Genomic DNA, 25683 nt, shown 5'->3' on the forward strand with positions numbered 1-25683 from the left:
GTCGCCGACCGCGCGGTTCGAGGTCGGCGACGACGCCGCACCACAGGCACACGACGTGGTGGTCGTTGTCCCCGAGGCGTCTCTCGAACCGGGCCGGACTGCCGAGCAGTTCGATGCGACGTACGAGCCCCGCCACGATGAGCACATGGAGGGCCTCACACGCGACGTCAAGGGAAATGGGGCCCACCGGTCGCACGCCCCGGAGGCGATCGCCTCGATGCCGAGGTGGCCACCGTCCCGGACGGTCTCGAGCAGCGCGACGCGGGCGGCCGTCACCACCCGCAGGCCGGCACCGCACAGCTCCTCGGCGGTGGTCCCGTCACTCTGTCTCCTGCCGTACTGGAGTCTTCCTGTCCCTGGGCTATTGCCGAAACCGATCCTACGATGGACAGAGTCTTAGTCAAGAAGCACGCCAAACCCATATCCGATCAGGGCCCGGACCTGCACTGGTAAATTCGGGCATCCCACCGAATCTGAATAGGTGAATCGATATGAGTGACCTGCTGGAGCGACTGCGAGGACGTGGCTGGCGGATGACCTCCCAGCGGCGTGTCGTTGCGGAGGTCCTCGACGGCGACCACGTGCATCTCACGGCCGACGAGGTGCACGCCCGCGCGGCGCAGCGGCTGCCCGAGATCTCCCGCGCGACCGTCTACAACACCCTGGGCGAGATGGTCTCCCTCGGCGAGGTCATAGAGGTCTCCACCGACGGACGCGCCAAGCGCTACGACCCCAACGCACACCAACCGCACCACCACTTGGTGTGCTCCGGCTGCGGCACCATCCGCGATGTCCACCCGACCGGCAATCCGCTGGCCGAACTCCCGGCGGTGGAACGGTTCGGCTTCACGGTGTCCGAGGTCGAGGTCACCTACCGCGGGCTGTGCCCGTCCTGCGCCCGACTCGACTCTGTCGGGGATCCGGAAGGCTGCAAGATCAACCACTGACCACCCGCCGGGATCGCAGCCGAGGAACTGATGAGCCGGTAACGGCACGGAGGGCCTCCCACCGCGCTGCGGTGGGAGGCCCTCCGTGCCACTGGACGCCGACGGTGCGTCAGCGAGACGAGTACCCGTCCCTCTCACTGTCGGCACGGCGACCGGACCTGTCCTCGGCCGCGCGTCCGCCCTCCTTCAGGGACCGCTCCTGCATGCGCCGGGCCTCCTCGTACAGCCTGCGGCGTTCCTTCGGATCGCTCGCCTGCTCGGCACGCTCATTCAGCTCACGGACCTTGTCCTGCGTCTGCCGCGCACGGCTGGCCTTGTCCTGCGTCTGCCGCGCACGGCTGGCGGACTCGTCTGCAATGCTCATCATCACTCCTGGGGAGGTGAGGGTGGGACACATCGCAGCCAACCAGCGCTCCCCCATTCGCGCACCCGGAAGGGTCACCCTGCGCAATCGCCACAGGCAGTCAGCCTTGATGGGGTCGCGTCACTCCGACGGCATCCCCCGCGATCCTTCGCCCACGAAAGCGGCGGCTGACCCGGCGGCCCGAACCTGCGTATCCCGATCCTGGCGAACGGACGCGCCGGCTCGGTCCAGACCAAGGGCACCGGCCGGGTAGAGATCGACGGCTGCTGCCGCCGACCTTGTCGGTGTGGAACTGGGTGCACCGTCCAGGCGCAGGGCGCGGCCCAGGCCTGGACGCAGCGGGATGACGCTGCGGGACGACGTCGGATACCGGCTCGCACCGGCGACCCGGACGGCCTAAGGGCTGAGCGTCTTTCAGCCGGGCACGAAAGCGTCTTCTCGAAGTACGGTTGAGCCACCGCCGGAAAAGACCTGATAATCCATGTATGTGGGCAGCAGAATCAGCTGTTCGTTGCCCTTGACGCCGCCGGCATCGGTTTCTGGGCGGTCAGCCGATCGCAGAAGACACCTGCCTGCCGCGCCGGGGTGGCTTCAGGCTGTGCTGCCGGGCATCACCACTGCGGTGGGCGGAGGCGCAGTACGTGATGTGCTGCGGCGGGTGTCGGCAGTGTCCGGCGGCAATGGGCTCTGTGCAACGCCCCCATTGCGCTCGTACGCGGGGGCATGCACCGGAGGTAATGAAGCCCATGGACAGCAGCGTAACGACCGTTCTTGCCGGTCTGGACGGCATCCGGACCAGCGTGGAAGATCTCTACAAGGACCTCCACGCCCACCCGGAGCTCGGACTGCAGGAGCACCGCACGGCAGGGAAGGTCGCCCAGGCCCTGCGCGGATTCGGCTACGACGTGACCGAAGGCATCGGCACGACCGGTGTCATCGGCGTACTCACGCGGGGAAGCGGCCCAACCGTGATGCTCCGCGCGGACATGGATGCGCTGCCGGTGAAGGAGGACACCGGGCTGCCGTACGCGTCCACGGTCACCGCCACCGGTCGTGACGGCGTTGAGCAGCCTGTCATGCACGCCTGCGGCCATGACGTGCACGTTGCCTGCCTGGTCGGCTTCGCGCAGCTCATGGCCCGGTCCACCGACGCCTGGCAGGGCACCGTGGTGGTGCTGTTCCAGCCGTCGGAGGAGAACGGCGACGGCGCCCAGGCCATGATCGCCGACGGCCTGACCAGCAAGGCGCCCCAACCGGACGTTGTGCTGGCGCAGCACGTCCTGCCCTACCCAGCAGGCTACGTCGGAACCCGCGCCGGGTCGTTCCTGTCGGCTGCCGACAGCCTGCGCGTCACCTTGCACGGGCGCGGTGCGCACGGCTCGGCACCGCAGGCCGCTGTCGACCCGGTGATCATGGCGGCCATGAGCGTCATCCGCCTGCAAACGGTGGTCTCCCGCGAGCTGTCAGCCACCACCCCTGCCGTACTCACCGTCGGCAGCATTCAGTCAGGAACGGGGCCGAACGTCATCCCCGACCGCGCCGTGCTCCAGCTCAACGTGCGTACCTATGACGCCGCCGTCCGCAAGCAGGTGCTTGCCGCGATCGAACGGATCGTGCGGGCGGAGGCCCAAGGCGCAAACGCCCCCAAGGAACCGGAGTTCGAACGCCTGTCGGCGTTCCCGCCCACGATCAACGACCAAGAGGCCACCGACACCGTCGCCCGCGCCTTCGCCGCATGCTTCGGCGACGACGCGCACACAGCCGAACTGCAAACGGCCAGCGAGGACATGAGCGTGATTCCCCACGCGTTCGGCGCCCCGTTCACCTACTGGTGCATCGGCGGCACCTCTCCCGACCTTTACGCCAGCGCTCAGAAAAAAGGCACGGTCTCCCAGGACATCCCGGTCAATCACAGCCCCGCCTTCGCCCCGGTGATGCAACCCACCCTCGATACCGGCATCAAGGCCCTCACTGCCTCCGCCCTCGCGTGGCTGGCTCCCTCCAGTAGATGAGTGAGTCCAAGGGGTCGGCTGCGGAGATGGCGCCAGGGCACCCCATGTCAGTGTGTGACGACCAGAATGGACGCCCTGGATTTCTGCCAAACAAGTGGTGTCACTCAGGTTTTTGGAGTTACTGACGGACTACGGAAAGGCGGCCGTCGAAAGTGAGCCTTTCCCGGTGAGCGGTCATGGCTGTGTGATGTGACGTCCACCGATAAAGTGGCCATGCGCAGCGATAGGTGGCCACGTGCTCCTCGCCGGTCATCCGACCTGCAAGTTTGTCGGCGGAGCCCCACGGGCTCGCGCAGGCCGCCGCGGTCAGCAGCGTTCGGACCGATGATTTTCTGCGCGCCACAGCGTCCGAGGAGCGCGGACGGTCGCTTCTCCCGCCGAATCTGCCATCGAGGTCGAAGAGAGAGTTGGTGTGCGATGAAGCTGGTTGTGCAGGAGTTCCTGACGCTCGACGGTGTCTCCCAGGGGCCGGGGTCCCCGGACGAGGACACCAGCGACGGGTTCACGCGCGGTGGCTGGTTCGTGCCGCATCTGGACGAGGAGTTCGAGCGGCTGGTCGGCACCTGGCTCGGCGAGGCGGACGCGTTCCTGTTCGGCCGCCGTACCTACCAGAACTTCGCGCGGGACTGGCCGAAGATGACCGACCACCCCGCCGCCCGCATCTTGAACGGCCTGCCGAAGTACGTGGCCTCCCACAGCCTGACCCGGGCCGAGTGGAGTCCGACCACGATCCTGTCCGGCGACGTCCCCGCCCAGGTCGCCGAGCTGAAGCGGCAGCCCGGCCGGGAACTGCAGGTCCACGGCAGCGCCCAACTGGCCCAGTCCCTGCTGGCCGCCGGGCTGATCGACACTTTGCGGCTCGTGATCGCCCCGGTCGTGGTGGGCCAGGGCCGACGCCTGTTCCCGGACGGCGGCGCACCGGCCGGCCTGCGGCTGGTCACCCATCAGACGACTCCGGGCGGCCTGTCGGTGCACATCTTCGAATCGACGGGGCTTCCGGAGTACGGGACCTATGGGGCCGACGCGTAGGCCCCCGGTGCCGGACGGGCACCGACGGAAGTGATCGCCGGTCGGACTCCCTCACCCCGACTGGCGATCACTGATGATCCCATCTACACATTCCGCCGGAGTCGCGGATCCCGCGGCCCACGTGGCCAACTGTCCCTGGGCGAAGTGGCCAGGCGCGGTTGAGCACGGGTCCACGACCTGCGGTTCCGCGGCGGGGGCCGGCCACCTGTCGGAAGCGTGTCTTCACGCAACCTGCATGCGGTCACGCTGAGCGGTCACCGGTCACCGGTCACCGGTCACCGGTCACCGGGAAAGGCTCAGTGATGTCGAAGACGTTCAGGGCGGTCTTGAGTCGTCGGCGCCGTAGACCACGGCGAGGTGGGCCTGGACCTTTCCGGTCGTCAGGCCCTTCCCGGGAGCGGGACGACCATCTCATCCACGCCGGACAAGCGTTTCTGCCACTTGCGAACGATCTTCGGTTCGAAGCTGCCTACGGCACCGCCTCGGACGGCTCGACGGACTCGACCCCGGTCACGTCGCTGGTCGTCAACGCATCTTCCGTGACCGGGAGTTACACCGAACGTTCTCCAGTGCGGTTCAACTGCCGCAGCCCAGCCATGAGCCCTGTAGGCACCTGTCGCTTCAGGCCCCCACCAGCTCGGCCCTCGCCCAGAGGAGGTGTTCGGCGAACTCGGGGATGTCGTCGTCGGAGCATCGTGAGGTGGGCAATGCGATGCTGAATGCTGCGCGTTCTCCGTCGATCTCCCCCAGGGAAGCACCAAATGCGGCCACTCCGCTCTCGCTTTCCTCGAAGTTCATTCCAATTCGGTTTTGCCGTGTGCGCTCGAGTTCCGCGTGCAGTTGGTCAAGGTTGAACTGGCGGCCATGATCCCCCAAGAGTGCGACGTGATAACGAGCCTCGACTTCCTCACGTGGGAGTTCGGCCAGCATGGCCTTGCCCGCCGAAGTGAGGTGCGCGGGTAGGCGAACTCCGGTTCTGAGTCCCACGCGGAGGTGGCGGTTCGTGGCTTCGATGCCGTCGACATGATGAATCTCCGTGCCGACCAGGATGGCGAGGTGGACCGTTTCGCCGACGCGCTGGAAAAGCCGCTCCAGGACGTGGCGCGCCTTTGCTCGCAGTGGTGGGACGGCTCTGACCATTCCTGGCCGCAGGAATTCAGGGCCGGGCTCGTAGCGTTTGCGCTCTCCCTGCTGGGCGAACCCGTCCCCCACCAGGGTGGCCAGCAGGCGCTGGGCCGTGGAGGGGTTGACCTCGAGGGCGGCTGCCGCCTCGGTCACGCTGAGAGAGCCCTCTTCCCCGAGCAGCTTGAGCAGCACCAGGGCGCGATGGACAGCCTCGACTCGGACTCCGGTTTCATTGCGTATCACGCAATTATCGTATCGACTCTTGTGCATGACGCAAGGGGCTGATTGCATGCGATCCGCCGGGTGGCGACCGCCACTCCGCTTCACTGCGGGGTCGCCGGGAAGCAGCGTCAGCTGCTCCATGGCCGGCGGCGTCATCACACCCATCGAGCGCGCTCGACGTGCGCCCGGGACAGAGGAGTTCCGATGAGTCAGCCCCCTGCGAGACTCGTAAAGCGTCCACTCCGTCCAACCGCATCCGCCTCACCGCAAGCCAAAAGGGCCGTCGCGAGCGGGACCTTGGGTTCCGCGCTGGAGTGGTTCGACTTCGCGGTCTACGGCGCCATGTCGGCGACCGTCTTCCCGACACTGTTCTTCAACGAGATGTCCCCCGGCGTCGGGCTCCTCGCATCGTTCGCCACGTTCGGTGTCGGTTTCTTCGCCCGCCCTTTGGGCGGCATCGTGTTCGGACACCTGGGCGACCGCATCGGCCGTCGGAACGTGCTTCTGACGACCTTCCTCACCATGGGCATCGCGTCCCTCGTCATCGGCTTGCTACCGCCGTACTCGACGTTGGGCCTCGCGGCCCCCCTGCTGCTGGTGGTCCTACGCTTCATCCAGGGCTTTGGACTCGGCGGGGAAGCGACCGGCGCCCAGCTGATGACCATGGAACACGCGCCGAAGGATCGTCGCGCCTTCTACGGGGCGTTGATGGCGATGGGCTCCCCCCTCAGCCAGGTGGCAGCCAACCTCATGCTCGCCGTGCTGTCCGGGGTCCTCAGCGAAGCGGCGTTCCTCTCGTGGGGCTGGAGGGTGCCGTTCCTGCTGAGCATCCTTCTCGTCGCCGTGGGCATCTACATCCGCCTCAACGTCGATGAGACGCCGGTCTTCCAGCAGGGAGTCCAGGAGAACGCACAGGAGTCGACGAACCCGGCGGCCGTCATCCGCCGCCGTGGCTGGACCATCGCGCGGCTGATCCTGGCCTTTTCCCCGATTGTCCTCACGTTCTACATCGTCAGCGTCTTCGGTCTCAGCTATCTGGCAGGGCTGGGATTCACCCGCAGCCAGACGTTCACGATCGTCACGGTCGCCAACCTCCTGTCCGTCGTCGCGATCTGGTGGGGTGGCCGACTGGCCGACGTCTACGGCCGCCGCAAGATCCTCATGACCGGATCCGCCGGCACGCTTCTCGCCGCGCTGGTCTTCTTCCCGCTGGTCGATCTCGGCAGCTTCCCGATCGCCCTTGTCATGGTCGCCTTCGCGCTGATGAGCGCACAGTTCGGCAATGCCGGCCAGGGAGCCCTCTTCGCCGAGGCATTCCCGACGCACATGCGCTACACCGGTTCGGCCCTGGCGCTCACGGGCGCGAACCTCATCTTCGCCGCCCCGGCACCGTTCCTTGCCTCATGGCTGACCAGCCTGAGCAATGGGAGCACCGTCAGCATCACGATCTTCTGGGTCGTCACCATCGTCGCCGCCCTGATCAACATGTTGCTCATGGGTGACTACAAGACCCTGGAGGGCAGCGAGCACACTTTCGGGCGTCACGGCCTGCAGGAGCCTGCCCCCGCCCCCGCGAGCCCCACTCGCGCCCACGCCGGGCCCGAGGCGGCGGCGCAATGATCGTCGAGCAACGCACCTACGTCCTGCACACCGGTGCGAGTCTGGCCGAGTACCTCGATGCGTACGAGAACATCGGTCTGCCGGCGCAGAGGCCGATCCTCGGCGGTTTCCTCGGCTACTTCGTCACCGAGTTCGGCATCCAGAACGAGCTGAACCACTTCTGGGCGTACAGCGATCTGGAGGAGCGCCGGACCCGCCGGGCGGAGCTCGCCCAGAGCCCTCAGTGGCAGAAGTGCCTGCTGATCATCCGGCCGATGATCATGACAATGCAGAACAAGATCATGTACCCGACCTCGTTCTCGCCGATCCGCTCTCTGCCCGTGACAGTTCAGGACGCCGACACCGCGTTCACCGCGCACTGAGGAGGAAACGTTGAGCACCACGCACACCAACGCGACCAGGACCGACGACGCCGGCCTCCAGACACTCCCCCGGACGGCGATCGTCACCGGAGGCGCGGGTGGGATCGGCTCGGCCATCAGCCGGCGTCTGGCCGAATCCGGCCTGAGCGTCGTCGTCGCCGACATCGACGCCGAGGCGGCTGAGCGAACGGCCTCCGCCCTACCTCAGGACGGCGAGATCGAGCATCGATGGTTCGCCGGAGACCTGACCGACTCAACCGTCAACCGTGAGCTGGCTTCCTACGCGGCGGCTGCGGCGCCCATCGGCGTCATCGTCAACGCGGTGGGCATCTCGCCCAAGCGGAACGGGCACAAGATTCCCTTCCACGACCTCACCGACGCGGAGTGGAACCGCGTGATGTCGGTCAACGTCAGCGGCCCGTTCTTCCTCATCCGGGAGGCGTACCGGTACATGGCCACCGACGGCAGCGCGAGCATCGTGAACCTGCTGTCCATCACCGCCAGGCTGGGTACCGGAGGCGCCGAGGGGGCGGACTTCCCGCCCCACCTGCCCTCCACGGTGGCGTACGGAGCCAGCAAGGCCGCGCTGCAGAACCTCACGGCGAGCCTTTCCCGGGAGCTTGCCGAGCTCAGGATCCGGGTCAACGGCGTCGCTCCAGGCTTTGTCCAGACCCCGATGATGAGTGAGGTCCCGCCCGAGGGGCGGTTGCTCGACCAGGTGCCGATGAAGCGGTTCGCCGCACCTGAGGAGATCGCTGACGCGGTGGCCTTCCTCGTCAGCAACAAGGCTTCCTACATCAATGGCACCAGCATCGACGTCAACGGCGGCTGGCTGACCTGCTGATCCACCGACAGCGGGCTGCGCGGGGAGCGCAGCCGGACCGTCCGCGCCCAAACGCCACTGACCACTGAAAGCGAGTTGTGCACTGTGTCCATGCCCGAACACACCTACGACCTGGTCGTCGTCGGTTCCGGAATCGCCGGCCAGACGGCGGCCACGTCGGCTGCGGCGGCGGGGCTGTCGGTCGTCCTCCTCGAGAAGACCGACAAGCTCGGCGGCTCATCCGCAATGAGCGGTGGCTGGTTCGCGTTCTCCGGCACCGAGGAGCAGACGGCGCTGGGGATCGAGGACTCGGCCGAGCTGTTCCTCAAGGACATGCTCGAGGTCGGCGAGTACCTCAACGACCGGTCCCTGCTGGAGGCCTACCTCGCGCACCAGGGAGACACCTACCGATGGTTGAAGTCCCACGGGGTGTCCTTCCGAGAGGTGGAGATCAGCTCGGGCCAGTCCGCCCGGCGCAGCCACAACTCGGTGATCAAGGACGTCCTGGCGACGCTTCACCGTGACTTCGCGGCCCTGGACGGGCAGACGCGACTGTGCCACCGCGCCACCCGTCTGGTGAGGGACGGCAACGGCCTCGTGACGGGCGTGGTCACCCAGGGCCCTGACCGTGAGGCGTCGTTCACCGGACGCTTCGGGGTGGTCCTGGCCACCGGCGGATTCAGCCGTGGCACCGAGATGCTCAAGACCTTCGCTCCCGAGCAGCTCGCAGCCATCCCCTACGGCGGGAAGGGCAACACCGGTGACGGACTACGGATGGCGTGGAAACTCGGCGCCGGTATGGCGGACATGTCCTTCGTCTCAGGCACCTTCGGCTCGCACCCCGAGACCGGGGAGGATTTCCACGAGTTGCTCACCGCCTACTACATGGGCGCGATCATCGTGAACAAACACGGCCGGCGCTTCGTCGACGAGTCGCGAGACTACAAGACCCTGGGCCGGGAGGTCCTCGGCCAGCCCGAGGGTCTCGGGTTCGAGGTCTTCGACGCCAAGGTGCGGGCCAGGTCCCACCGCGGCATCCCGTTGAAGGACATCGACACCCTCGAGGACCTCGGCCACGTCCACAAGGCCGACACCCTGGAAGAACTCGCCGAGCTCGCCGGCATCGACCCCGCCGGTCTGGTCCGGACCGTCGCCCGGTACAACGCCTGCATCGCCGGCGAGCAGGAGGACGAGGTCGGGCGCAGCGCCCTGTGCAACGGCGTGGGCGATCCGTTGCCGATCGGCGAGGCTCCGTTCTACGCCTACCCGGCCAAGTCCCTGATGACGACCACCTACTGCGGCGTCACGATCAGCCCGCACGGCGAGGTGATCGACGTCGACGGTGACGTCATAGACGGCCTGTACGCCATCGGCGAGGTCACCGGCGGCTTCCACGGCGCCGCCTACATCACGGGCACCTCGCTCGGGAAGGGCGCCGTGTTCGGCCGCATCGTCGCTCGGCACGCCATTGCCAAGGCTGCCGTCGCAGCTTCGGCGTGACAGCAGTCGTGCCGCTGGATGTCCCTCGAATCGCAGAGGAGAGAAACAGTGAATCAGTACACCGATGAGGTACGTCGTGTCGACGTCGTCGTCGTCGGGTCGGGTGTGTCGGGGTCGGCGGCCGCCATGACCGCGGCCCGCGGCGGGGCCAAGGTGGCGCTGCTGGAAAAGCTCGACACATTCGGGGGCTCGGCCGCCCTGTCGGCCGGCATGTTCTGGACGGCGCCGTCCGTCGAGGCCTACCGGTCCCGCATCCCGCTGGGAGATGTCGAGCTCGGCGCCAAACTGGTGGGCGACTACGACGAAACGCTCGCCGAGCTCCGGGCCTCTGGTGTCCCGGTGGCCGCCGAACCGAAGTTGGACGTCATGACCTTCGGGATCGGCTACTCCACGGACATCAAGGCCGTCCTGTCCTGGTGCCGGGACGAGGTTGTCTCCGCAGGCGGAGAGGCCCGCACCGGAATGACGGTGGTCGAGGTCGTCTCCGACAAACGCCAGGTCACTGGAGTCGTGGCTCGTGACGGCGAGGGCCGGCTGGTGCGCTACGACGCGGCCGCCGTCGTGCTCACCACTGGTGGGTTCCAGGGCGCTCGCGACGAGCTCACGAGGCACATCGGCCCCAATGCCGACAGGCTCCTGCTCCGCTCCAACCCGGGCAGCGTCGGTGACGGGTTGCGGCTGGCCCGTGCAGCCGGTGCCGGCGGCACGACGGCGATGAGCACCTTCTACGGCCACCTGATCGGCTGTCCCGTCCGCCGCTTCACCCCGGCGGACTACCTCCCGTACTCCCAGTACTACTCCGGCTCGACCGTGCTGGTGAACCTGCGGGGCGAGCGTTTCGTCGACGAAACACAGGGTGACGAGCTGCTCAACCAGGCCGTCACCTTCCAGCCCGAAGCACGCGGCGTGCTCATCTTCGACCACCACGTCCGCACGACGGAGGGCACGACGGAACCCTTCCCCGGGCTGGGCGCCATCGACAGGTACGCCGCCGCTGCCGAGGCAGGAGCCGTGCACGCCGAGGCCGGGACGCTGCCCGAACTCCTCGACACCGTAGCCCTCTGGGGCATCGACCGGAGCATTCTGGGAGCGACGCTCGACCGATACGTCGAGGTGGCCGGCACCGGCGGTGGCGTCGCCCACGGCATCCCGGTGTCCCCTGTCGCCCGAGCACCGCGGACAGCTCCGTTCTATGCACTCATGGTCCAGCCCTCGATCACCTTCACCTTCGGCGGTATCCGCATCAACACCGACGGTGAAGTCCTCGACCACGACGGCCGGCCGGTCCGCGGGCTCTACGCGGCCGGCGCCGACATAGGCGGCCTCTCCAACTACGGCTACGCCGGCGGACTCGCACCGGGATACATCACCGGCCGGTGGGCGGGAGGCTCGGCGGCGGATCGCGCCCTGTCCGCACACCCGTCCGAGAGCCGTTCTCCGGTCACGGCCGGGCAGCAGCGACAGCGGTGACCCCGCACAAGGGAGTAGACATGATCAACACGGCTGATGTCCTGGTCATCGGTGGCGGTGGCGCCGGGATGAGCGCGGCCATCACGGCCGCGACGAGCGGCGCTTCGGTGATCGTCCTGGAGAAGTGTCCGACGGTGGGCGGCAGCACCGCCATGTCGGTCGGGTCGTTCACCGCCGCCAACACCTCCTACCAGCACCGTGCCGGCGTCAACGACAGCATCGAGCTCTTCATCGAGGACATGAAAGTCGCCAACGGCCCCTTCGAGGAACGGGAGAACAAGGAACTGCGACGCATTCTCGCCGAGAACGCCGGCCCCACCGTCGAGTGGCTCTCAAGCATCGGAGTGCAGTTCCTCGGCCCGACACCGGAGCCACCGTACGAGAAGCCCCGCATGCACAACGTGCTGCCCAACTCCAAGGCCTACCGAGAGGCCTTGCTGCGGGAGTGCAACAAGCGCGGGGTGGTGATCCATACCTCCATGCGAGTGGACCGCCTGCTGCGCAACGCCGTTGGAGAGGTCATCGGCGCACTCGCCGACGGCTTCGACTACTTCGGCCGTCGCGGCGTTGTCCTGGCAACCGGCGATTACTCGGCCTCGTCCGAACTGAAGGGGAAGTACGTCGGCGAGGACGCGGCCAAGGTGCCGCCGGTGAACCCGAACAACACCGGCGACGGGTTCATACTCGGGGCGGAAGTCGGCGGCGTCATGACGCAAATGGACCGTCTCTACGAAGGCCTGCGTTTCGCCCCGTCGAACCGCCCCGATCCGATCAAGATGCTGCCCTCGTCACGAAGGCTGTCCAAGCTCCTGCGGATCGTCGTCGAGCGACTGCCGAAGAACCTTCTCGCCTACGTGATCCGTGGTGCCCTGACGAGTTGGATCGGCCCGAACAACACCATGTACCGCGCCGGAGCCATCCTCATCGGCACCGACGGGCAGCGGCTGGCGAACGAGGACTCCGACACGCTCATGGCCCGCGCGGTCGCGTCGACCGAGGCCAACAGCGGGTTCATGCTCTTCGATGCCAATGTCGCCCAGAAGTTCTCGGCCTGGCCCAACCCGGTCTCGACCTTTCCCGGCGTGGCCTACGCCTACGTCCAGGACTACAAGCGCTTCCGCCCGGACGTCTACCACCGCGCCGACTCCCTGGAGGAGCTCGCCACCCATATCGGCCTCGACCCCGCCAAGCTCCGTGCGACCGTCGGAAGATGGAACGAGCACGTGGCCACCGGCGTCGACGCCGACTTCGGCCGTCAGCACCTCGGCGAGGGCCTCACGCAGGGCCCGTTCTATGCCCTCGGCCCAATGAACGCCTACGTCACGCTCGCCGACGGCGGACTCGCAGTGGACACAACGCTGCGAGTGGTCACCGAGGACGCGGCGCCCATCCCGGGGCTGTGGGCGGCCGGTTCGACCGGCCAGGGCGGACTCCAACTGCTCAACCACGGCCTCCATATCGGCTGGGCCATGGTCTCCGGCCGTCTGGCCGGCCATCACGCAGCCCAAGCCCGGAACAGACTCGACCTGAACCCTGTCCAACCGAACCGGGGCGAGCCGGGCGGCAACGGTTCTCCGGCCTCTGTCACGGCCCCGTAGAACCCATGGCCGCCTGTGCCGGGTGTGGCCGACCACTTGCGCGTGTCCGGCTTCTGAGCGCCGGACGGGGGAGTCTTCGACAGCTCGAAGCTGTTCCTGAGGCGCTGCAGTTCGGTCAGGCCGTCCCTCGTGCGGGCGGCCCGGTTGCGGATGCGGGCGGTGTGGTCGTTCCCGCCCCACGCCAGGGGCGCAGGCCGAGGTCGGGTGGCCGGCCGAGCGCTGAGCAGCCTGTGCGGATGCACCGTCGGCATCCTCGTCAACGAGCAGGAGATGAGCGCGGGTGTCGGGGCAGGCTTCCAGGGGCCAGGCCAGCTGCGCGGCCTCGGCGGCGAACGCGTCCAGCCACACGCGCTGTCGGGCGAAGACCCGGCCAGGTGCCGGGCTTCGACGTGCATGGGAACGACGAAGCCGAGGCAGGGTGCGTCCGGGCGGATGAGCAGCGCCGTCCGGGAGGGGGCCGCCTTGAGGGCGGCGATCAGGCGGGGAGCCTGTCGTGGCCGACCCTCGGACGGGACGCGAGGGCCCCGTGATCCAATGGGGGCCACACAGCAGATCACGGGGTGGAGTGGGGCGTGTTGAGCAACGGTGGGCCCGGCGCGGGAAGTTTCCCGCCGCTGGAGGACGGCGATCCGCGGGTCGTGGGAGGCTACCTGCTGGTGGCGCGGCTCGGGTCCGGAGGCATGGGGCGGGTCTATCTCTCGCACACGCCGGGCGGGCGGGCCGTCGCGGTCAAGGTGATCCGTCCGGAGCTGGCCGAGAGCACCGAGTTCCGGAAGCGGTTCCGGGCCGAGGTGGCGGCAGCCAGCCGGGTGCACGGGCTCTACACGGCTCCGGTCGTGGACAGCGACACCGAGGGTGCCATGCCGTGGTGTGCCACCGCCTATGTGCCGGGGCCGTCCCTCGCCGATGCGGTGCGTGATCACGGGCCGCTGCCCGTTGACACCGTGCTGCGGCTGATCGCCGGTGTCGCGGAGGCACTGCAGGCGGTGCACCGTGAGGGCATCGTGCACCGCGACCTCAAGCCGTCGAACGTGCTGCTCGCCTCGGACGGGCCGCGCGTCATCGACTTCGGTGTCGCGCGGGCTGCGGATGCCACGTCGGTGACGCGGAGCGGTACGGCCCTCGGCACGGTCGCCTACATGGCGCCGGAGCAGGTGCTCGGCGGGGAGGCCGCCGCTTCGGCCGATGTGTTTGCGCTGGGGCAGACCGCCGTGTTCGCAGCGACGGGCGGTGCCGCTTTCGGGGAAGGGGAACCGCACGCGGTGCTCTACCGGGTGGTGCACGAGGAACCCGACTTGAGCCACGTGCCGGCGGAAATACGGGAATTGGTGGCGCGGTGTCTGCGCAAGCCCGCCTCCGAGCGGCCTTCCGTCGAGGAGGTCATACGCTCGGTTCAGACGATCCGGGCGAATCGCGGCGACGATGTGCGGTTCATGTCCGGGGCCTGGCTGCCGGGTGAGTTGGCGGCGGGGATCTCGGCTCGGGCCGAAGGGGCCGATCGGGCCAGGGCGGAAGCGGATCCGGGCGCTCACAGCCCCGGCGGTTTCGCGCCCGCGAGGGGTTACACCCCCACCGAGCCGTCCCATGCCGTCCTGCCCGGGCCATTTGTGATGGGGGCTCAGGCCGTGCTGGGCGCCTACGCACCGCCTCCCGGTCCGCAGCCACAGCATCCGGCCGGTGTCGCGACCTCCTCGATGGCCACGAACGGCAAGGGTCGCAGGGCCCGAGCCTGGATGCTGTCGGTGAGCGCCGTCGCACTCGTCGCCTGCGGGGCGACCGCCGCGCTGCTGCTCGCCCCGGGCGACGGCGACAAGAGCGACAACAGGGCGCAGGAGGCAGCCGCGTCGCCGTCGGCTCCGGCTACCGAGACGTCGCCGTCGACGTCCGGCTCGCCTACCGCCGAAGCCTCGAAGAAGCCCAAGCCCACCAAGTCCCCGCTGCGACCTGCCCCTTCGGGGCCCGCGACGCCGACGCGGGCCGCGACCTCGGCTCCCGCGAGCGCCGCCTCCAGCAAGCCCGCGGCCCCGAAGGCTCCTGCCCCGGCCACGTACTCCGGGATCCGGATGACGGCGAGCCACGACCTGTATCTGGCGGACACCCCCGTGCGGTCCAAGGCGGATTCCGGGAGCGCCGACGAGGATCTCACCTATGCCGTCTATTCCTCGGGGGCGGTCCTCGCCCCGGGCACCACCTCCGGAAGCTCTCTTGCTCTGCTGCCCGTCGGTCGGCAGGGGAGCCTGGCGGCGTGCAAGGCGGCGACCGGCTACAAGAGCTACATCTGGGTCAAGGACCTCACCGTGGGCCAGCACATGTGTGTCATCAGCGGGACGGGGCACGTTGGGCTCGTGACATATCGGGGCTCGTCGGGGACTACGTACGCCAACTTGGACGTCACGGTGTGGCGCAATGCGGCCTGATTTGATCTTTGGCCTCGGAGGTCGAAAGGCTGCTCGTCCTTGATCACTCGGGGTGGCAACCGCCCTACGCGAGAGGGCCTTTGAATGAGCAGTGATCCGACCGAGGAGCACACAGGCTCAGCACAAAGGCCGCCGGAGGGCGGGCCGGTCCTCGGCAACGACTTCCCTGATCAGCATGCGGCCGGGATGCCGGTACGGGCGTCCCTTCGCGAGCCGTTATCCGACGGGCTCCGCACCCACCCCTCCTCCTTCCTCCGCCGCTCCCCCGCCCTGTGCGAGAGAACGGATGACCCGGGCCGGATTTCCCACCGCCAGGACGCCGGACGGAAGGTCCTTGGTGACGACGGATCCTGCACCGACAACAGTGTCCGCCCCGATGGTCACGCCCGGACACACGATCACGCCCCCGCCGAGCCAGACGTTGTCCCCGATCGTCACGGGGTCCGCCTTCTCCCAGCCTGCTCTGCGGCGCTCCGTGTCCAGTTCATGGCTGGGGGTCAGCAGCTGCACGTTCGGGCCGATCTGCACATCGGCGCCGATCGTGATGGGCGCGGCATCGAGGAAGACCGCTCCGAAGTTGATGAACGTGCGCGCTCCGATGGTGATGAACGAACCGTAGTCGCAGTGGAACGGTGCCCGGATGGTGGCCCCCTCACCCACAGAACCGAGCAGCTCTTCAAGGATCTTCCGCCGTGCGGCGGGAGTCGCCCGCGCTGCGGCGTTGAACGCCTCGCAGAGTTCGATACGCCGCTCGGTGTCGGCCCTCAGTTCCGGGTCGTCCGCGATGTACCAGTCGCCGGCCAGCATCCGCTGCTTGTTCTCCGCCATGACCCTCCTCGCGTGCTCCTCGTCCGTCTGCGTGATCCGCGTCGCCCACTCGTTCAACGGGCTTCGCCCGAGCTTCGTTCCTCGCCTCCCCTGCGCGGGACCTCGCGCGTCCGCAGGCCAAGCCGGGCGAGCAGTCCGGCTACCTGAACGGGGCCGGGATCGCTCACAGAAGGAGGGGCGGGGAGAGGGACAGGGCCGGGGACCGAGCAGTCCGGATCGGGTCGCCGGTCGTCCCCCGGATGAGGTGCTGGACGGGTCTCGCGCGCGCTGTCCAGCTCCAGGACGAGATTGACCCGGCGCCAGAGAATCTCGTCCGGGTCGTCGGCGCGCATCAGGTGAGTCATGGTGTCGCGAGCGGCGACGGATACGGGTGGCCCGAAGACCGGACCGGGCTGGACCCTCCTGAGGTACGCACGCTCGTACGGATCGTCGACCACTTCCGCCAGCTGCACCGGATCCAGCGCGCAGGCAAGCACCGCAGCCCGCTCCCAGGGATCCTCCGTTCGACTCAGCAGGCGCTCGATCCGGTGCGAGCGCCAGTTGCGCGTCCGCCAGTCGATTCCTGCGTCCAGACATGTCCGCATCCAGGCCGGGCTGTTCCCGGTCAGCAGCTGCGGCGCCCCGGCCGCGAACCCGACGAGCTCCTGGGCGAGATAGAGCCAGACAATCGCCCGGTACCGGTTGAGGTGGAACGCGACAGGGGTGATGCATCCGGCCCTGGCCAGCCTGGTGAAGCGGACCGGACTGATGCCGAGCAGCCGCGCGCCTTCCGCTGTCCCCACCGTCCGCACCCGTTCTCGCAGTGTGTCCGGGAACCCGTCCCCCGACCTCAGCCGGTCGATCTCCTCCCGACTCACCCTGGGCCTGCCACCAGCATGCTCAGCCGCGATGCGCACGATGCTCAGGTGCACGGCGAGCTCGAATTCCCCGCGCTTCAGGTTCAGCTCCTGTGCTGCCCTCCCCGCGGCCACCGTCGCGCCGACTTCCGTCCGGCCGACTTCTGTCGGATCAGCGTTCGGCGGATCGACTTTCGTCGAGTCGGTGTCCGTCGGGTCGTTCTGCGAGCGTCGAGATCCTGCGCGCGGTGCTGCGGCGCGCGTCGCATCCGTCATGGCCATGGCCGTACTCCCCCGTGCCGTTACGGTGACTCTGTGTGATCACCGTAACCGAGCAGAAAGCCTTTCGCCCGGCCTGTGGACAACTCCCACGGCCGGGCGAAAGGTGCAGTCGAGAAGGGGATCCGAACCGTCAGAGCCGGTTGACGTCTCCGCTGCCGGTCTGACGCGCAGTGACCCCCAGGTGCTCTCCGACCCTGTTCACGAGCAGCGTCATCTCGTAGGCGACCTGACCGACGTCGGCCTCGGCCGCGGTCAGCACGCAGAGGCAGCTCCCGTCTCCGGCGGCTGTCACGAAGAGGAGCGCCTCGTCGAACTCCACCATCGTCTGCCTGGCTCTTCCTGCCCGGAAGTGCCGTCCCGAGCCTCGCGCGAGGCTGTGCAGCCCCGACGAGACCGCGGCGAGATGCTCCGCGTCCTCACGTGCCAGGCCCGTGCTCGCCCCCGTCACCAGGCCGTCGTTCGACAACACCAGCGCATGCTGTATGTGCTCGACCCGGCCGGTGAGATCGTCGAGGAGCCAGTCAAGTCCCCTGTCCAGCGCCATTTCCCCGCTCCTCCCCGCTCATGCGTTCCCCGTACCCCACGTTGCGCGTAAGCCTTGCGCACAGCGCACGTCGGGGCAACCGTCCCTCCGTTTCGGGCTCGTCGCCCGGACAGGGGTCAACCGACCGAGTCGAGGAGCCGGGCCGTGTGTATGCGGCCCGCGTACTCCACCATGCGGATGAGAACTTCCTTGCCGGAGTCGCGGTCCCGCGCATCGCACAGCACGACGGGTGTGCCCCGGTCCAGGTCGAGGGCACGGGAGACCTCCCGCTCGCCGTAGGCGCGGGCTCCCGCGAAACAGTTGACGGCGACAACGAACGGGATCCGGCGGTGTTCGAAGTAGTCGACGGCCGGGAAGCAGTCCTCCAGCCGCCGGGTGTCCGCGAGGACAACCGCTCCGAGTGCCCCCTGGGAGAGCTCGTCCCAGAGGAACCAGAAGCGGTCCTGTCCCGGTGTGCCGAACAGATAGAGCGAGAGACCGGACCGGATGGTGATGCGTCCGAAGTCCATGGCAACGGTCGTGGTGGTCTTCTGATCCACTCCGCCGGTGTCATCGACCGACTGTCCGGCCTCGCTGAGGAGTTCCTCCGTCCGCAGCGGCCGGATCTCGCTCACCGCACCGACCAGAGTCGTCTTGCCGACCCCGAATCCACCGGCGACCAAGATCTTCAATGCGAGCGCGTCGGTCTCCACGGCCTCTCCGGCCATTCCCTCGACGGTCTCCCCACCGGTTCTGCCAGCGTGCTCGGAAGGCATCGATCACTTCTCTCACCCGTGAGCCTCAAGACGTAAAAACGCAGTTCAGAGCTGTCTGGACGGGCTCGGTTCGGTATCTGTGTGCAGCAGTACGGTGGACAGCATGGCAAGCAGCCGTCCGCCCCGAGCGACGTGATCGGTTTTTGACCTTAGTGGCCGAACAGGGTCGCTCGATGTCTGCATGGGGTCACTATTCGAGCTGAATTCGAACCACGTTCGAGCCGGAACCGATCCAGGGGGCGAGGCCTCGATCCTGGGGCCGACCGCGACCGCCGCCTACACTGTCGCTTCGTGGCCCGGGAAACGGTCCGGGTGGACAGGAGAGCAAGAGTGTCGACAGGTGCCGGCGGCAACTTCGTGGATCCGCCCGCGGAGGTGCTGGCGGAGGCGGCCGCCGCCTTTGGTCTGCTGGCGACGCCTGCGCGCCTGCACATCGTGTGGGCGCTGTCCCAGGGCGAGAGCGATGTGACCGGTCTGGCGGAGCGGGTGGGCGGGACGCTGCCCTCGGTCAGCCAGCACCTGACAAAGCTGAAGCTCGCTGGACTCGTACGCTCGCGGCGCGAAGGCCGCCGCCAGGTGTATCTGGTCGACGATCCTGATGTGGTGACGGTGGTGCGGCTGATGGTCGGCCAGCTCGCTGCACGGGCCGGGCACGCTCCTGCGCAGCCGGTACGCCTCCGTGAGCTCGGTGCCTGAGAGCAGCGCCGCCGCGGGGCCCGGCCACAGCGATCTCCTCGGCTCTCCCCCGTACGCCACCGTGCCGACAGCAGGCGCGGCGGCCGGCCGTACCGCCTCCACCGGCCCGACAGCGGCAGGGACGGACGGGGCCTCGCTGACGTCGTTGCAGGTCCTGCGTTCTCTGGACAGCGGACCGCGGGGACTTCTGGAGACGCAGGCTGAGGAACGACTCGGACGGCTCGGCGACAACACCCTTCCGGCCTGGCGTCCGGTCTCCTGGCCGCAGCGCTTCGTCCGCAGCCTGCGGGACCCGTTCACCTCGGTTCTGCTCTGTCTGGGTCTGGTCTCCGCCGCGGTCAGCGCGTGGGGCACCGCATCCGTGACTCTGGTGCTCGTGGTGGTCAGCTGCCTGCTGCGCTCCATGGAGGAACACCGGGCCGACGGGGCGATGGCTGCGCTGCGGGAGCTGGTGGCGACGACCACGACCGTACTGCGCCGCACCGGTCCGGAGACGGCGCCGTCGGCCCGTGAGCTGCCGGTCGCGGAGCTGGTGCCGGGCGATGTCATCAGGCTCGGCCCCGGAGATCTCGTGCCCGCCGATGTGCGGCTGCTCCGCGCGAGCGGGCTGACCGTGTATCAGTCCGCTCTCACCGGCGAGTCCTCCCCGGTCGAGAAGCATCCCGTCGACGCACCGCACCGGCCGGCCGCGCCCTCTGCCGGACCACACACCGAAACCGGAGAGGCCGGACCGTTCGCCGAGCCCCAGTTGTGCTTTCAGGGCAGCAGTGTCGCTTCCGGCAGCGGTACGGCGGTCGTGGTCGCGAGCGGTGGGAACACCCGGTTCGCCGCCGCGTACGCACGTTCCCCGCGCCGGCGCCGATCGAGCGCCTTCGACCGTTCGGTTCAGGGGATCTCCTGGACGTTGGTCCGGTTCATGCTGCTCACTCCCCCGCTCGTGCTGATGGCCAACGCGGCGCTGCGCGGGCGCGGTCTGGAGACACTGCCGTTCGCCGTGGCGGTGGCGGTCGGTCTGACCCCCGAGATGCTGCCGGTCATCGTCACGACGGCGCTGGCCAGGGGCGCTTCGCTGCTCGCCCGCACCAGCGGGGTGATCGTCAAGCGGCTGCCCGCGCTGCACGATCTCGGTGCGATGGATGTGCTGTGCCTGGACAAGACGGGGACGCTGACCCAGGATCGGCCCGTCGTCGACCGGTCGGTGGACGGCGCGGGCCGGCCCGACGAGCAGGTGCTTCACTGGGCGGCGGTCAACGCCCTGTGGACGCTGCAGCTCGCCGATCTGCCGACGCCCGACACACTCGACGAGGCGGTGCTGGACGCCGCGGCGGAGCGCGGTGGGCCTGACCCGCTGTCGGCGTACGACGGTGTGGCGGCCCTGCCGTTGGATCCGGTGCGCCGCCTCGCCACCGCTGTCGTCCGCCGTCCCGGAAGGCTCGGCACCCACACCCTCGTCACCAAGGGAGCGGTGGAGGCGGTGCTCGAACGGTGCGCGCTGGACGACAGCGAGCGCGACCGGCTGGGCGCCCTGGCCGCGCGCGAGGCCGCGAACGGACTGCGGCTGCTCGCCGTGGCCCTGACCGAGCGAACCGCCCGACTCGGTACGTACACACCGGCCGACGAGCGGGGGCTGACGTTCCTCGGCTTCGTCGCCCTGCGTGACGCCGTCGCGCCTACCGCTGCCGATGCACTGCGTGTACTGGAGCATCACAAGGTCGCTGTGAAGGTCCTCACCGGCGACCATCCGGGGACTGCTGCCCGTGCCTGCCGCGATCTGGGCCTCGACCCGGGCGAGGTGGTGTCCGCGGACCGGATCGACGTGCTGTCCGAGGCCGAACTCGCCGCGCTCGTCGGCCGGGTCACCGTGTTCGCCCGCTGTACGCCGGAGCACAAGGCCCGGATCGTCTCGGCGCTGCGTGCCGCCGGACGTACCACGGGTTTCCTGGGCGACGGGGTCAACGATCTGCCCGCGCTGCACGCCGCCGATGTCGGGATCTGTCCGCGCAACGCGGTCGATGTGGCGCGGGAGACCGCCGATGTGGTGCTCGCCGAGAAGGACCTCACCGCCATCGACGACGCGATCACCGCGGGCCGGCGCAGCGGCGGCAACATCGCCACCTATCTACGGATCACGCTGTCGTCGAACCTCGGCAATGTCATCGCCATGCTCGCCGCGGGTCTCCTGCTGCCGTTCCTGCCGATGCTCCCGGCGCAGGTCCTGGTCCAGAACCTGTGCTTCGACGTGGCGCAGCTCGCGTTCGCCTTCGACCGTCCGGCGGCCGTGGTGCTGCGGCGGCCCGCGGTGCTGCACCCCCGCGACTTCCTGCGCTTCATCACCGGATTCGGTCTGCTGAACGCGACTGCCGACCTGGCCACATTCGCGGTGCTCGCCCTTGCCCTGCACGGATCTGCGACGTCCGGTGGCCAGGCGGCGTTCCACTCCGGGTGGTTCACCGAGAATCTGCTCACGCAGGCTCTGGTGATGCTGCTGCTCCGGACCGGCCGGCGTACCGCCGAAGGCGACTGGGGCGGCCCGCTGCGCGTGGCCGCGGCCGGTCTTGCGCTGGTCGGCCTCCTGCTGCCGCTGACTCCGCTCGGGCCGCTGCTGGGGATGAGCGCGCTGCCGCCGCTCTATTACCTGTTGCTCGCCACAGTGCTCGCGCTGTACGCCTACGGGCTGCGGACGGCCCGTAACCGCTACCGGCGCACCCGGAGCCACTGATGCCCCTGCCGCACGTCCGTGTCCACGTACGCCGCGCCGCTCCCGACGATGCGCCCGCTCCGGTGCGGATGCGTGCCCTGATGCTCTCGGACACGGGGTCGGGACCGCTGACGCCGATGCTCCGTGGCGGGCGGCCGCGGCGAAGTGGTTCGCCGCGCGGCTGCGGCTTCCCGGCGAGTTCGCCGCGTTCCCGGTCGACGATCCGGAGCTCGGCGTGGTGGCGCGTGCGGTCGGCGCGTGCGATGCGCACGCACCCGGCCCGGCCAATCCCGGCGGGCTGCACGGGCGCATCTCCCCTGTGGCCACCGATCCGCGGCGTCGGCGCCGCGGGCATGCGGGAGCCTGCCTCGATGCGCTGCTGACGTGGTTCCGGGAGGAGACGCCCGTCAGGGTGGTCTATCTCAACGCGACTGCGAACGGCGCGGGACTGTACGAGTCGTTCGGCTTCGCACCGCCCCGTCGCCCCGCACCGCGGCTCCGCACGTGAGCCTGATCGCGCTCGGTCAACCGTACGAGAGGTCCTTGCACAGGTCTTCATCGGCCGACCGCGCCCCGTCGCCGACAGTGGAAGGAACTGCGCTGGGTGTCGGCGTGGCCTCGGCAGCGGGCGACGGATTCTCTGCGTACGAGGTCCCGAGGATCACCTGGATGCCCGGGGTGTCCGACGCCATGGTCCGTGCCTCGGCGAAGAGGCGCGCGGCGGTCTCCGCTTCGGCCTCCAGACCCGGCCCGTACCGGACGACGGTCGTCATGCGGTCCTGGTTGCTCGCGGTGGCCGTACCGGTGACGGTGAAGCCGTGGGCGCGCAGGAGTTCGGCGGCGCGGGCCGCAAGGCCGTTGACCGTGGTGCCGTTGTAGACGGCGAGGCTGATGCCCGTACCGGAGACGGGGGCAGAGGCGGCGGGCGACGGTGACGCGTCGTCCGGTCTCTTGGCGTTGCGGCCGCCCTTGCCCCGACCGCTGGCGTCCTGGCCGTCGATCGTCCGGTCGGCCTTGAGCGCCTCCCAGAGAGCGTGGGCCTCCGGTTCGACGATCGCGACACGCGCGCCCTCGTAACGCCACGGGACGGTGACGAACCGGGTGTTGCGCAGATCGATGTTCTTCATCGACATGGCGAACTTCAGCAGCCGGTCGGCCGATCCGAGTCCGGGGTCCACGGTCATCGAGTCGGTCGCCGCGTCGGCGAGCGGCAGCAGGGTGGTCGGGTTCAGTCCCCGGGACTTGACCTTCTTGATGAGAGAGCCGATGAAAGCCTGCTGCCGTTTGATCCGTCCGATGTCGGATCCGTCGCCGATGCCGTGCCGGATCCGCACGTAGTCGAGTGCCCGCTGCCCGGAGACGGTCTGCGGCCCTTTGGCGAAGACCAGTGCACCCCGTGTGGGCCGGTTCGGGCTGAGGTCCTTTTGGTAGATGTCCTGCGGCAGGCAGACCGGTACTCCGCCGACGGCGGAGGTCAGTGCGGAGAAGCCGGAGAAGTCCACGACGACAGTGTGGTCGACGCGCAGGCCGGTGAGGTGCTCCACAGTGTTCTGGGTGCATGCCGGGTTTCCCTCGGCGGTCTCCCCCACCGAGAACGCCCCGTTGAACATGACGTGGTGCTGCGGTGCGGTCCACTCCCCGCCGGGTGTCCTGCACGACGGGATGTCGACCATGGAGTCACGGGGGATGGACACGGCGACGGCGTGCCGGTGGTCGGCGTACACATGGAGCAGGAACACGGTGTCGGAGCGCCCCACGGTGCCCTTGCCGCCACCCAGCTTCCTGTTGGCGCCGGAGCGTGTGTCCGATCCGATGACAAGCACGTTCTGCCCCTTCGACGAGGCGGGTGGCCGGTCGCCCGAGATCCCGTCAGCGCCGAAGGTGTCGATCTGGCCGGTCAGTTTGAGGTAGCCCCAGCCGACCCCCGAGACCAGCAGGATGAGAAACGACAGTCCCATCATGGCGGTGCGCCCGAGCCTGCTGCCCCGACCCCCGCCCGCCGCCACCTTGCGACTGCCTGTCATTGGTCACCTCGTCCGATCGGTTCCCGGCTTCCATGGAGGAAGACGTCCGACCCCGCCCCACGGTTGTACAGTTGCGCAATGTGGCAAGTATTGCTGCACCAATGGATCACCAGACCTATCCACAGCGGACCGGATCCATCAATTCCGGAAGTCCGCGAAGAAGGGCGGAACCCACATGCTGCGCAACGGCCTCGAGCCCTGGCACCTGTTGATTGTCGCGGTTGTACTGATCGTTCTGTTCGGATCGAAGAAACTGCCGGACACCGCCCGCGCCCTGGGCAAATCTCTGCGGATCCTGAAGAGTGAGGCGAAGGCGATGAAGGAGACCGACCCGCAGTGAGCCGGGGGGCGGCACGGTACGGTACGGGCCCGCCATTTCATGGCTTGCGCAATCAGGGAACCTTGGATGAAGAACCGCCGTTGACCCGGTAACGGCGGAAGAAGCGCTGATCGATGGATCATTGGACCAACGGAGGAAGTTCATGGGTGTGACCCTGGCCAAGGGTGGCAACGTCTCCCTGTCGAAGGAGGCGCCGGGGCTGACCGCAGTGACGGTCGGCCTGGGCTGGGACGTACGGACGACGACGGGCGCCGATCACGACCTGGATGCCAGTGCGCTGCTGTGCTCCGACGCCGGAAAGGTCCTCTCGGACCTGCACTTCGTCTTCTACAACAACCTCACCAGCCCGGACGGTTCGGTGCAGCACACCGGTGACAACCTGACCGGCGAGGGCGAGGGCGACGACGAGTCCATCAACGTGGACCTGTCCGGTGTACCGCAGGACGTGGCGAAGATCGTCTTTCCGGTCTCCATCCATGAGGCGCAGAGCCGTGGGCAGAGCTTCGGCCAGGTCCGCAACGCGTTCATCCGCGTGGTGAACCGGGCGAACGGTGTGGAGCTGGCCCGTTACGACCTGAGCGAGGACGCCTCCACGGAGACGGCCATGGTCTTCGGCGAGTTGTACCGGCACGGTACGGAGTGGAAGTTCCGCGCGGTGGGACAGGGGTACGCGTCGGGGCTGGCCGGTATCGCGTCCGACTACGGCGTCAATGTCTGATCGCTCGAAGTCGCGCTCCTGAGCGGCGGTTTCAGAGTGCCCTCAGCCCGTTGATCACCTCGCGGAGGATCCTCTCGTCGGGCAGCTGCGCGGGCGGTACGGGGCGACTGACCCGCACATGGCCGGCTTCGAGCAGATCTCCGAGGAGGACCCGGACGACGCCGACCGGGAGGTCGGCGTCGGCGGAGAGTTCCGCGACGGACTGGGGCTCGGAGCGGCACAATGTGAGCAGCGCGCGGTGTTCGGGGCCCAGCTGGGAATCCTCGGAGCTGTCCGGTGCGTGATCGGCGGCGGAGACCAGTGCGATCAGGTCGAAGGTCACTCCGCCCGGGCCCGGTTCGGTCCGCCCGCCCGTCATGGCGTACGGGCGGACCAAGGGCCCTGCTTCGGCGTCGTACCACTGGCTGCCCGGCAATTCGGGCGGGTCCGGGAAGCTCTCGATGAATCCGGGGCCCTCGCTGATCATGTCCACT

23 protein-coding genes and 1 pseudogene are annotated in these 25683 nt (G+C 68.5%); 15 read left to right on the forward strand and 9 right to left on the reverse strand.

Annotated features, from left to right (window positions below):
- Positions 1-300, reverse strand: a pseudogene (locus tag ACFU6I_RS09140) (Fur family transcriptional regulator); the annotation flags it as partial.
- A gap of 191 nt (positions 301-491) precedes the next feature.
- On the opposite strand from ACFU6I_RS09140, the gene ACFU6I_RS09145 reads away from it, so the two are divergent.
- Positions 492-947 carry a Fur family transcriptional regulator gene (locus ACFU6I_RS09145; protein WP_384363278.1) on the forward strand — a complete coding sequence of 152 codons (456 nt, stop codon included), beginning with the start codon at positions 492-494 and terminating at the stop codon, positions 945-947.
- Between the two features lie 109 nt (positions 948-1056).
- On the opposite strand, the gene ACFU6I_RS09150 is transcribed toward ACFU6I_RS09145, so the two are convergent.
- Positions 1057-1314: a DUF6381 family protein gene (locus ACFU6I_RS09150; protein WP_384363280.1), complete on the reverse strand. Its 258-nt coding sequence runs from the start codon at positions 1312-1314 to the stop codon at positions 1057-1059.
- A 743-nt stretch (positions 1315-2057) separates the two neighbouring features.
- On the opposite strand from ACFU6I_RS09150, the gene ACFU6I_RS09155 reads away from it, so the two are divergent.
- Together ACFU6I_RS09155 and ACFU6I_RS09160 are read left to right on the forward strand one after the other, a co-directional pair.
- The gene (locus tag ACFU6I_RS09155; RefSeq protein ID WP_384363439.1) at positions 2058-3323 is read left to right on the forward strand and encodes a M20 family metallopeptidase; all 1266 of its coding nucleotides are present in this window, start codon (positions 2058-2060) and stop codon (positions 3321-3323) included.
- Between the two features lie 417 nt (positions 3324-3740).
- Entirely contained in the window at positions 3741-4352 is a 612-nt protein-coding gene (locus ACFU6I_RS09160) for a dihydrofolate reductase family protein (RefSeq protein ID WP_384363282.1), read from the forward strand.
- 621 nt (positions 4353-4973) lie between these two features.
- On the opposite strand, the gene ACFU6I_RS09165 is transcribed toward ACFU6I_RS09160, so the two are convergent.
- Positions 4974-5840: an IclR family transcriptional regulator gene (locus tag ACFU6I_RS09165; RefSeq protein ID WP_384363284.1), complete on the reverse strand. Its 867-nt coding sequence runs from the start codon at positions 5838-5840 to the stop codon at positions 4974-4976.
- Positions 5841-5996: 156 nt separating this feature from the next.
- Here ACFU6I_RS09165 and ACFU6I_RS09170 point away from each other — a divergent pair, with 156 nt between their 5' ends.
- The 7 genes from ACFU6I_RS09170 to ACFU6I_RS09200 all read left to right on the forward strand — a co-directional run bounded on the left by ACFU6I_RS09170 (position 5997) and on the right by ACFU6I_RS09200 (position 15489).
- Positions 5997-7319 (forward strand): MFS transporter, encoded by a 1323-nt coding sequence (locus tag ACFU6I_RS09170; protein WP_384363286.1) that lies wholly within the window; start codon positions 5997-5999, stop codon positions 7317-7319.
- Positions 7316-7681: an NIPSNAP family protein gene (locus tag ACFU6I_RS09175; protein WP_384363288.1), complete on the forward strand. Its 366-nt coding sequence runs from the start codon at positions 7316-7318 to the stop codon at positions 7679-7681. The genes ACFU6I_RS09170 and ACFU6I_RS09175 overlap by 4 nt, the downstream gene beginning before the upstream one ends.
- Positions 7682-7691: 10 nt before the next feature.
- The gene (locus ACFU6I_RS09180) at positions 7692-8525 is read left to right on the forward strand and encodes an SDR family NAD(P)-dependent oxidoreductase (protein WP_384363290.1); all 834 of its coding nucleotides are present in this window, start codon (positions 7692-7694) and stop codon (positions 8523-8525) included.
- A 90-nt stretch (positions 8526-8615) separates the two neighbouring features.
- Entirely contained in the window at positions 8616-10004 is a 1389-nt protein-coding gene (locus ACFU6I_RS09185; protein ID WP_384363292.1) for a flavocytochrome c, read from the forward strand.
- A 48-nt stretch (positions 10005-10052) separates the two neighbouring features.
- On the forward strand, positions 10053-11474 hold the full coding sequence (locus ACFU6I_RS09190) for an FAD-dependent oxidoreductase (protein WP_384363294.1): 1422 nt from the start codon (positions 10053-10055) through the stop codon (positions 11472-11474).
- Between the two features lie 20 nt (positions 11475-11494).
- Positions 11495-13072, forward strand: a complete 1578-nt coding sequence (locus ACFU6I_RS09195; RefSeq protein WP_384363296.1) for an FAD-dependent oxidoreductase — start codon at positions 11495-11497, stop codon at positions 13070-13072.
- Positions 13073-13644: 572 nt separating this feature from the next.
- Positions 13645-15489, forward strand: coding sequence for a serine/threonine-protein kinase (locus tag ACFU6I_RS09200; protein WP_384363298.1), 1845 nt, complete (start codon positions 13645-13647; stop codon positions 15487-15489).
- 216 nt (positions 15490-15705) lie between these two features.
- On the opposite strand, the gene ACFU6I_RS09205 is transcribed toward ACFU6I_RS09200, so the two are convergent.
- The 4 genes from ACFU6I_RS09205 to ACFU6I_RS09220 all read right to left on the reverse strand — a co-directional run bounded on the left by ACFU6I_RS09205 (position 15706) and on the right by ACFU6I_RS09220 (position 18734).
- Positions 15706-16317 carry a sugar O-acetyltransferase gene (locus ACFU6I_RS09205; RefSeq protein ID WP_384363300.1) on the reverse strand — a complete coding sequence of 204 codons (612 nt, stop codon included), beginning with the start codon at positions 16315-16317 and terminating at the stop codon, positions 15706-15708.
- A gap of 53 nt (positions 16318-16370) precedes the next feature.
- Entirely contained in the window at positions 16371-17435 is a 1065-nt protein-coding gene (locus ACFU6I_RS09210; protein ID WP_384363302.1) for a DUF6397 family protein, read from the reverse strand.
- 130 nt (positions 17436-17565) lie between these two features.
- Complete coding sequence (locus ACFU6I_RS09215; protein WP_384363304.1) at positions 17566-17979, reverse strand: roadblock/LC7 domain-containing protein; 414 nt, start codon at positions 17977-17979, stop codon at positions 17566-17568.
- 116 nt (positions 17980-18095) lie between these two features.
- Entirely contained in the window at positions 18096-18734 is a 639-nt protein-coding gene (locus tag ACFU6I_RS09220; RefSeq protein ID WP_384363306.1) for an ATP/GTP-binding protein, read from the reverse strand.
- 330 nt (positions 18735-19064) lie between these two features.
- On the opposite strand from ACFU6I_RS09220, the gene ACFU6I_RS09225 reads away from it, so the two are divergent.
- The 3 genes from ACFU6I_RS09225 (at position 19065) to ACFU6I_RS09235 (ending at position 22636) form a co-directional block, all read left to right on the forward strand.
- Positions 19065-19430, forward strand: a complete 366-nt coding sequence (locus tag ACFU6I_RS09225) for a metalloregulator ArsR/SmtB family transcription factor (RefSeq protein WP_327242395.1) — start codon at positions 19065-19067, stop codon at positions 19428-19430.
- Positions 19423-22149 carry a magnesium-translocating P-type ATPase gene (gene mgtA / locus ACFU6I_RS09230; RefSeq protein ID WP_384363308.1) on the forward strand — a complete coding sequence of 909 codons (2727 nt, stop codon included), beginning with the start codon at positions 19423-19425 and terminating at the stop codon, positions 22147-22149. Before ACFU6I_RS09225 ends, mgtA begins: the two co-directional genes overlap by 8 nt.
- Positions 22150-22363: 214 nt before the next feature.
- Positions 22364-22636, forward strand: a complete 273-nt coding sequence (locus tag ACFU6I_RS09235; RefSeq protein ID WP_384363310.1) for a GNAT family N-acetyltransferase — start codon at positions 22364-22366, stop codon at positions 22634-22636.
- 16 nt (positions 22637-22652) lie between these two features.
- On the opposite strand, the gene ACFU6I_RS09240 is transcribed toward ACFU6I_RS09235, so the two are convergent.
- A complete protein-coding gene (locus ACFU6I_RS09240; RefSeq protein ID WP_384363312.1) occupies positions 22653-24152 on the reverse strand; it encodes an LCP family protein in 1500 nt (499 codons plus the stop codon).
- A gap of 175 nt (positions 24153-24327) precedes the next feature.
- Here ACFU6I_RS09240 and tatA point away from each other — a divergent pair, with 175 nt between their 5' ends.
- Both tatA and ACFU6I_RS09250 read left to right on the forward strand, forming a co-directional pair.
- Entirely contained in the window at positions 24328-24492 is a 165-nt protein-coding gene (gene tatA, locus ACFU6I_RS09245) for a Sec-independent protein translocase subunit TatA (protein WP_327242400.1), read from the forward strand.
- A 142-nt stretch (positions 24493-24634) separates the two neighbouring features.
- A complete protein-coding gene (locus ACFU6I_RS09250; protein WP_384363314.1) occupies positions 24635-25210 on the forward strand; it encodes a TerD family protein in 576 nt (191 codons plus the stop codon).
- A gap of 31 nt (positions 25211-25241) precedes the next feature.
- Here the strand turns inward: ACFU6I_RS09250 and ACFU6I_RS09255 are convergent, their stop codons facing one another.
- Positions 25242-25676 carry a DUF742 domain-containing protein gene (locus tag ACFU6I_RS09255; RefSeq protein ID WP_384363441.1) on the reverse strand — a complete coding sequence of 145 codons (435 nt, stop codon included), beginning with the start codon at positions 25674-25676 and terminating at the stop codon, positions 25242-25244.
- Positions 25677-25683 lie beyond the last annotated feature (7 nt).

The sequence above is a fragment of the Streptomyces sp. NPDC057486 genome, from assembly GCF_042802415.1.
Taxonomy (GTDB): Bacteria; Actinomycetota; Actinomycetes; order Streptomycetales; family Streptomycetaceae; genus Streptomyces; species Streptomyces yanii.

Bases quoted from the DNA above. Each gene is read 5' to 3' on its own strand.
- ACFU6I_RS09145 (WP_384363278.1), top strand. From the start codon at position 492: ATGAGTGACCTGCTGGAGCGACTGCGAGGACGTGGCTGGCGGATGACC.
- ACFU6I_RS09150 (WP_384363280.1), bottom strand. From the start codon at position 1,314: ATGATGAGCATTGCAGACGAGTCCGCCAGCCGTGCGCGGCAGACGCAG.
- ACFU6I_RS09155 (WP_384363439.1), top strand. From the start codon at position 2,058: ATGGACAGCAGCGTAACGACCGTTCTTGCCGGTCTGGACGGCATCCGG.
- ACFU6I_RS09160 (WP_384363282.1), top strand. From the start codon at position 3,741: ATGAAGCTGGTTGTGCAGGAGTTCCTGACGCTCGACGGTGTCTCCCAG.
- ACFU6I_RS09165 (WP_384363284.1), bottom strand. From the start codon at position 5,840: ATGGAGCAGCTGACGCTGCTTCCCGGCGACCCCGCAGTGAAGCGGAGT.
- ACFU6I_RS09175 (WP_384363288.1), top strand. From the start codon at position 7,316: ATGATCGTCGAGCAACGCACCTACGTCCTGCACACCGGTGCGAGTCTG.
- ACFU6I_RS09185 (WP_384363292.1), top strand. From the start codon at position 8,616: ATGCCCGAACACACCTACGACCTGGTCGTCGTCGGTTCCGGAATCGCC.
- ACFU6I_RS09195 (WP_384363296.1), top strand. From the start codon at position 11,495: ATGATCAACACGGCTGATGTCCTGGTCATCGGTGGCGGTGGCGCCGGG.
- ACFU6I_RS09205 (WP_384363300.1), bottom strand. From the start codon at position 16,317: ATGGCGGAGAACAAGCAGCGGATGCTGGCCGGCGACTGGTACATCGCG.
- ACFU6I_RS09210 (WP_384363302.1), bottom strand. From the start codon at position 17,435: ATGGCCATGACGGATGCGACGCGCGCCGCAGCACCGCGCGCAGGATCT.
- ACFU6I_RS09215 (WP_384363304.1), bottom strand. From the start codon at position 17,979: ATGGCGCTGGACAGGGGACTTGACTGGCTCCTCGACGATCTCACCGGC.
- ACFU6I_RS09220 (WP_384363306.1), bottom strand. From the start codon at position 18,734: ATGCCTTCCGAGCACGCTGGCAGAACCGGTGGGGAGACCGTCGAGGGA.
- ACFU6I_RS09240 (WP_384363312.1), bottom strand. From the start codon at position 24,152: ATGACAGGCAGTCGCAAGGTGGCGGCGGGCGGGGGTCGGGGCAGCAGG.
- tatA (WP_327242400.1), top strand. From the start codon at position 24,328: ATGCTGCGCAACGGCCTCGAGCCCTGGCACCTGTTGATTGTCGCGGTT.
- ACFU6I_RS09250 (WP_384363314.1), top strand. From the start codon at position 24,635: ATGGGTGTGACCCTGGCCAAGGGTGGCAACGTCTCCCTGTCGAAGGAG.
- ACFU6I_RS09255 (WP_384363441.1), bottom strand. From the start codon at position 25,676: ATGATCAGCGAGGGCCCCGGATTCATCGAGAGCTTCCCGGACCCGCCC.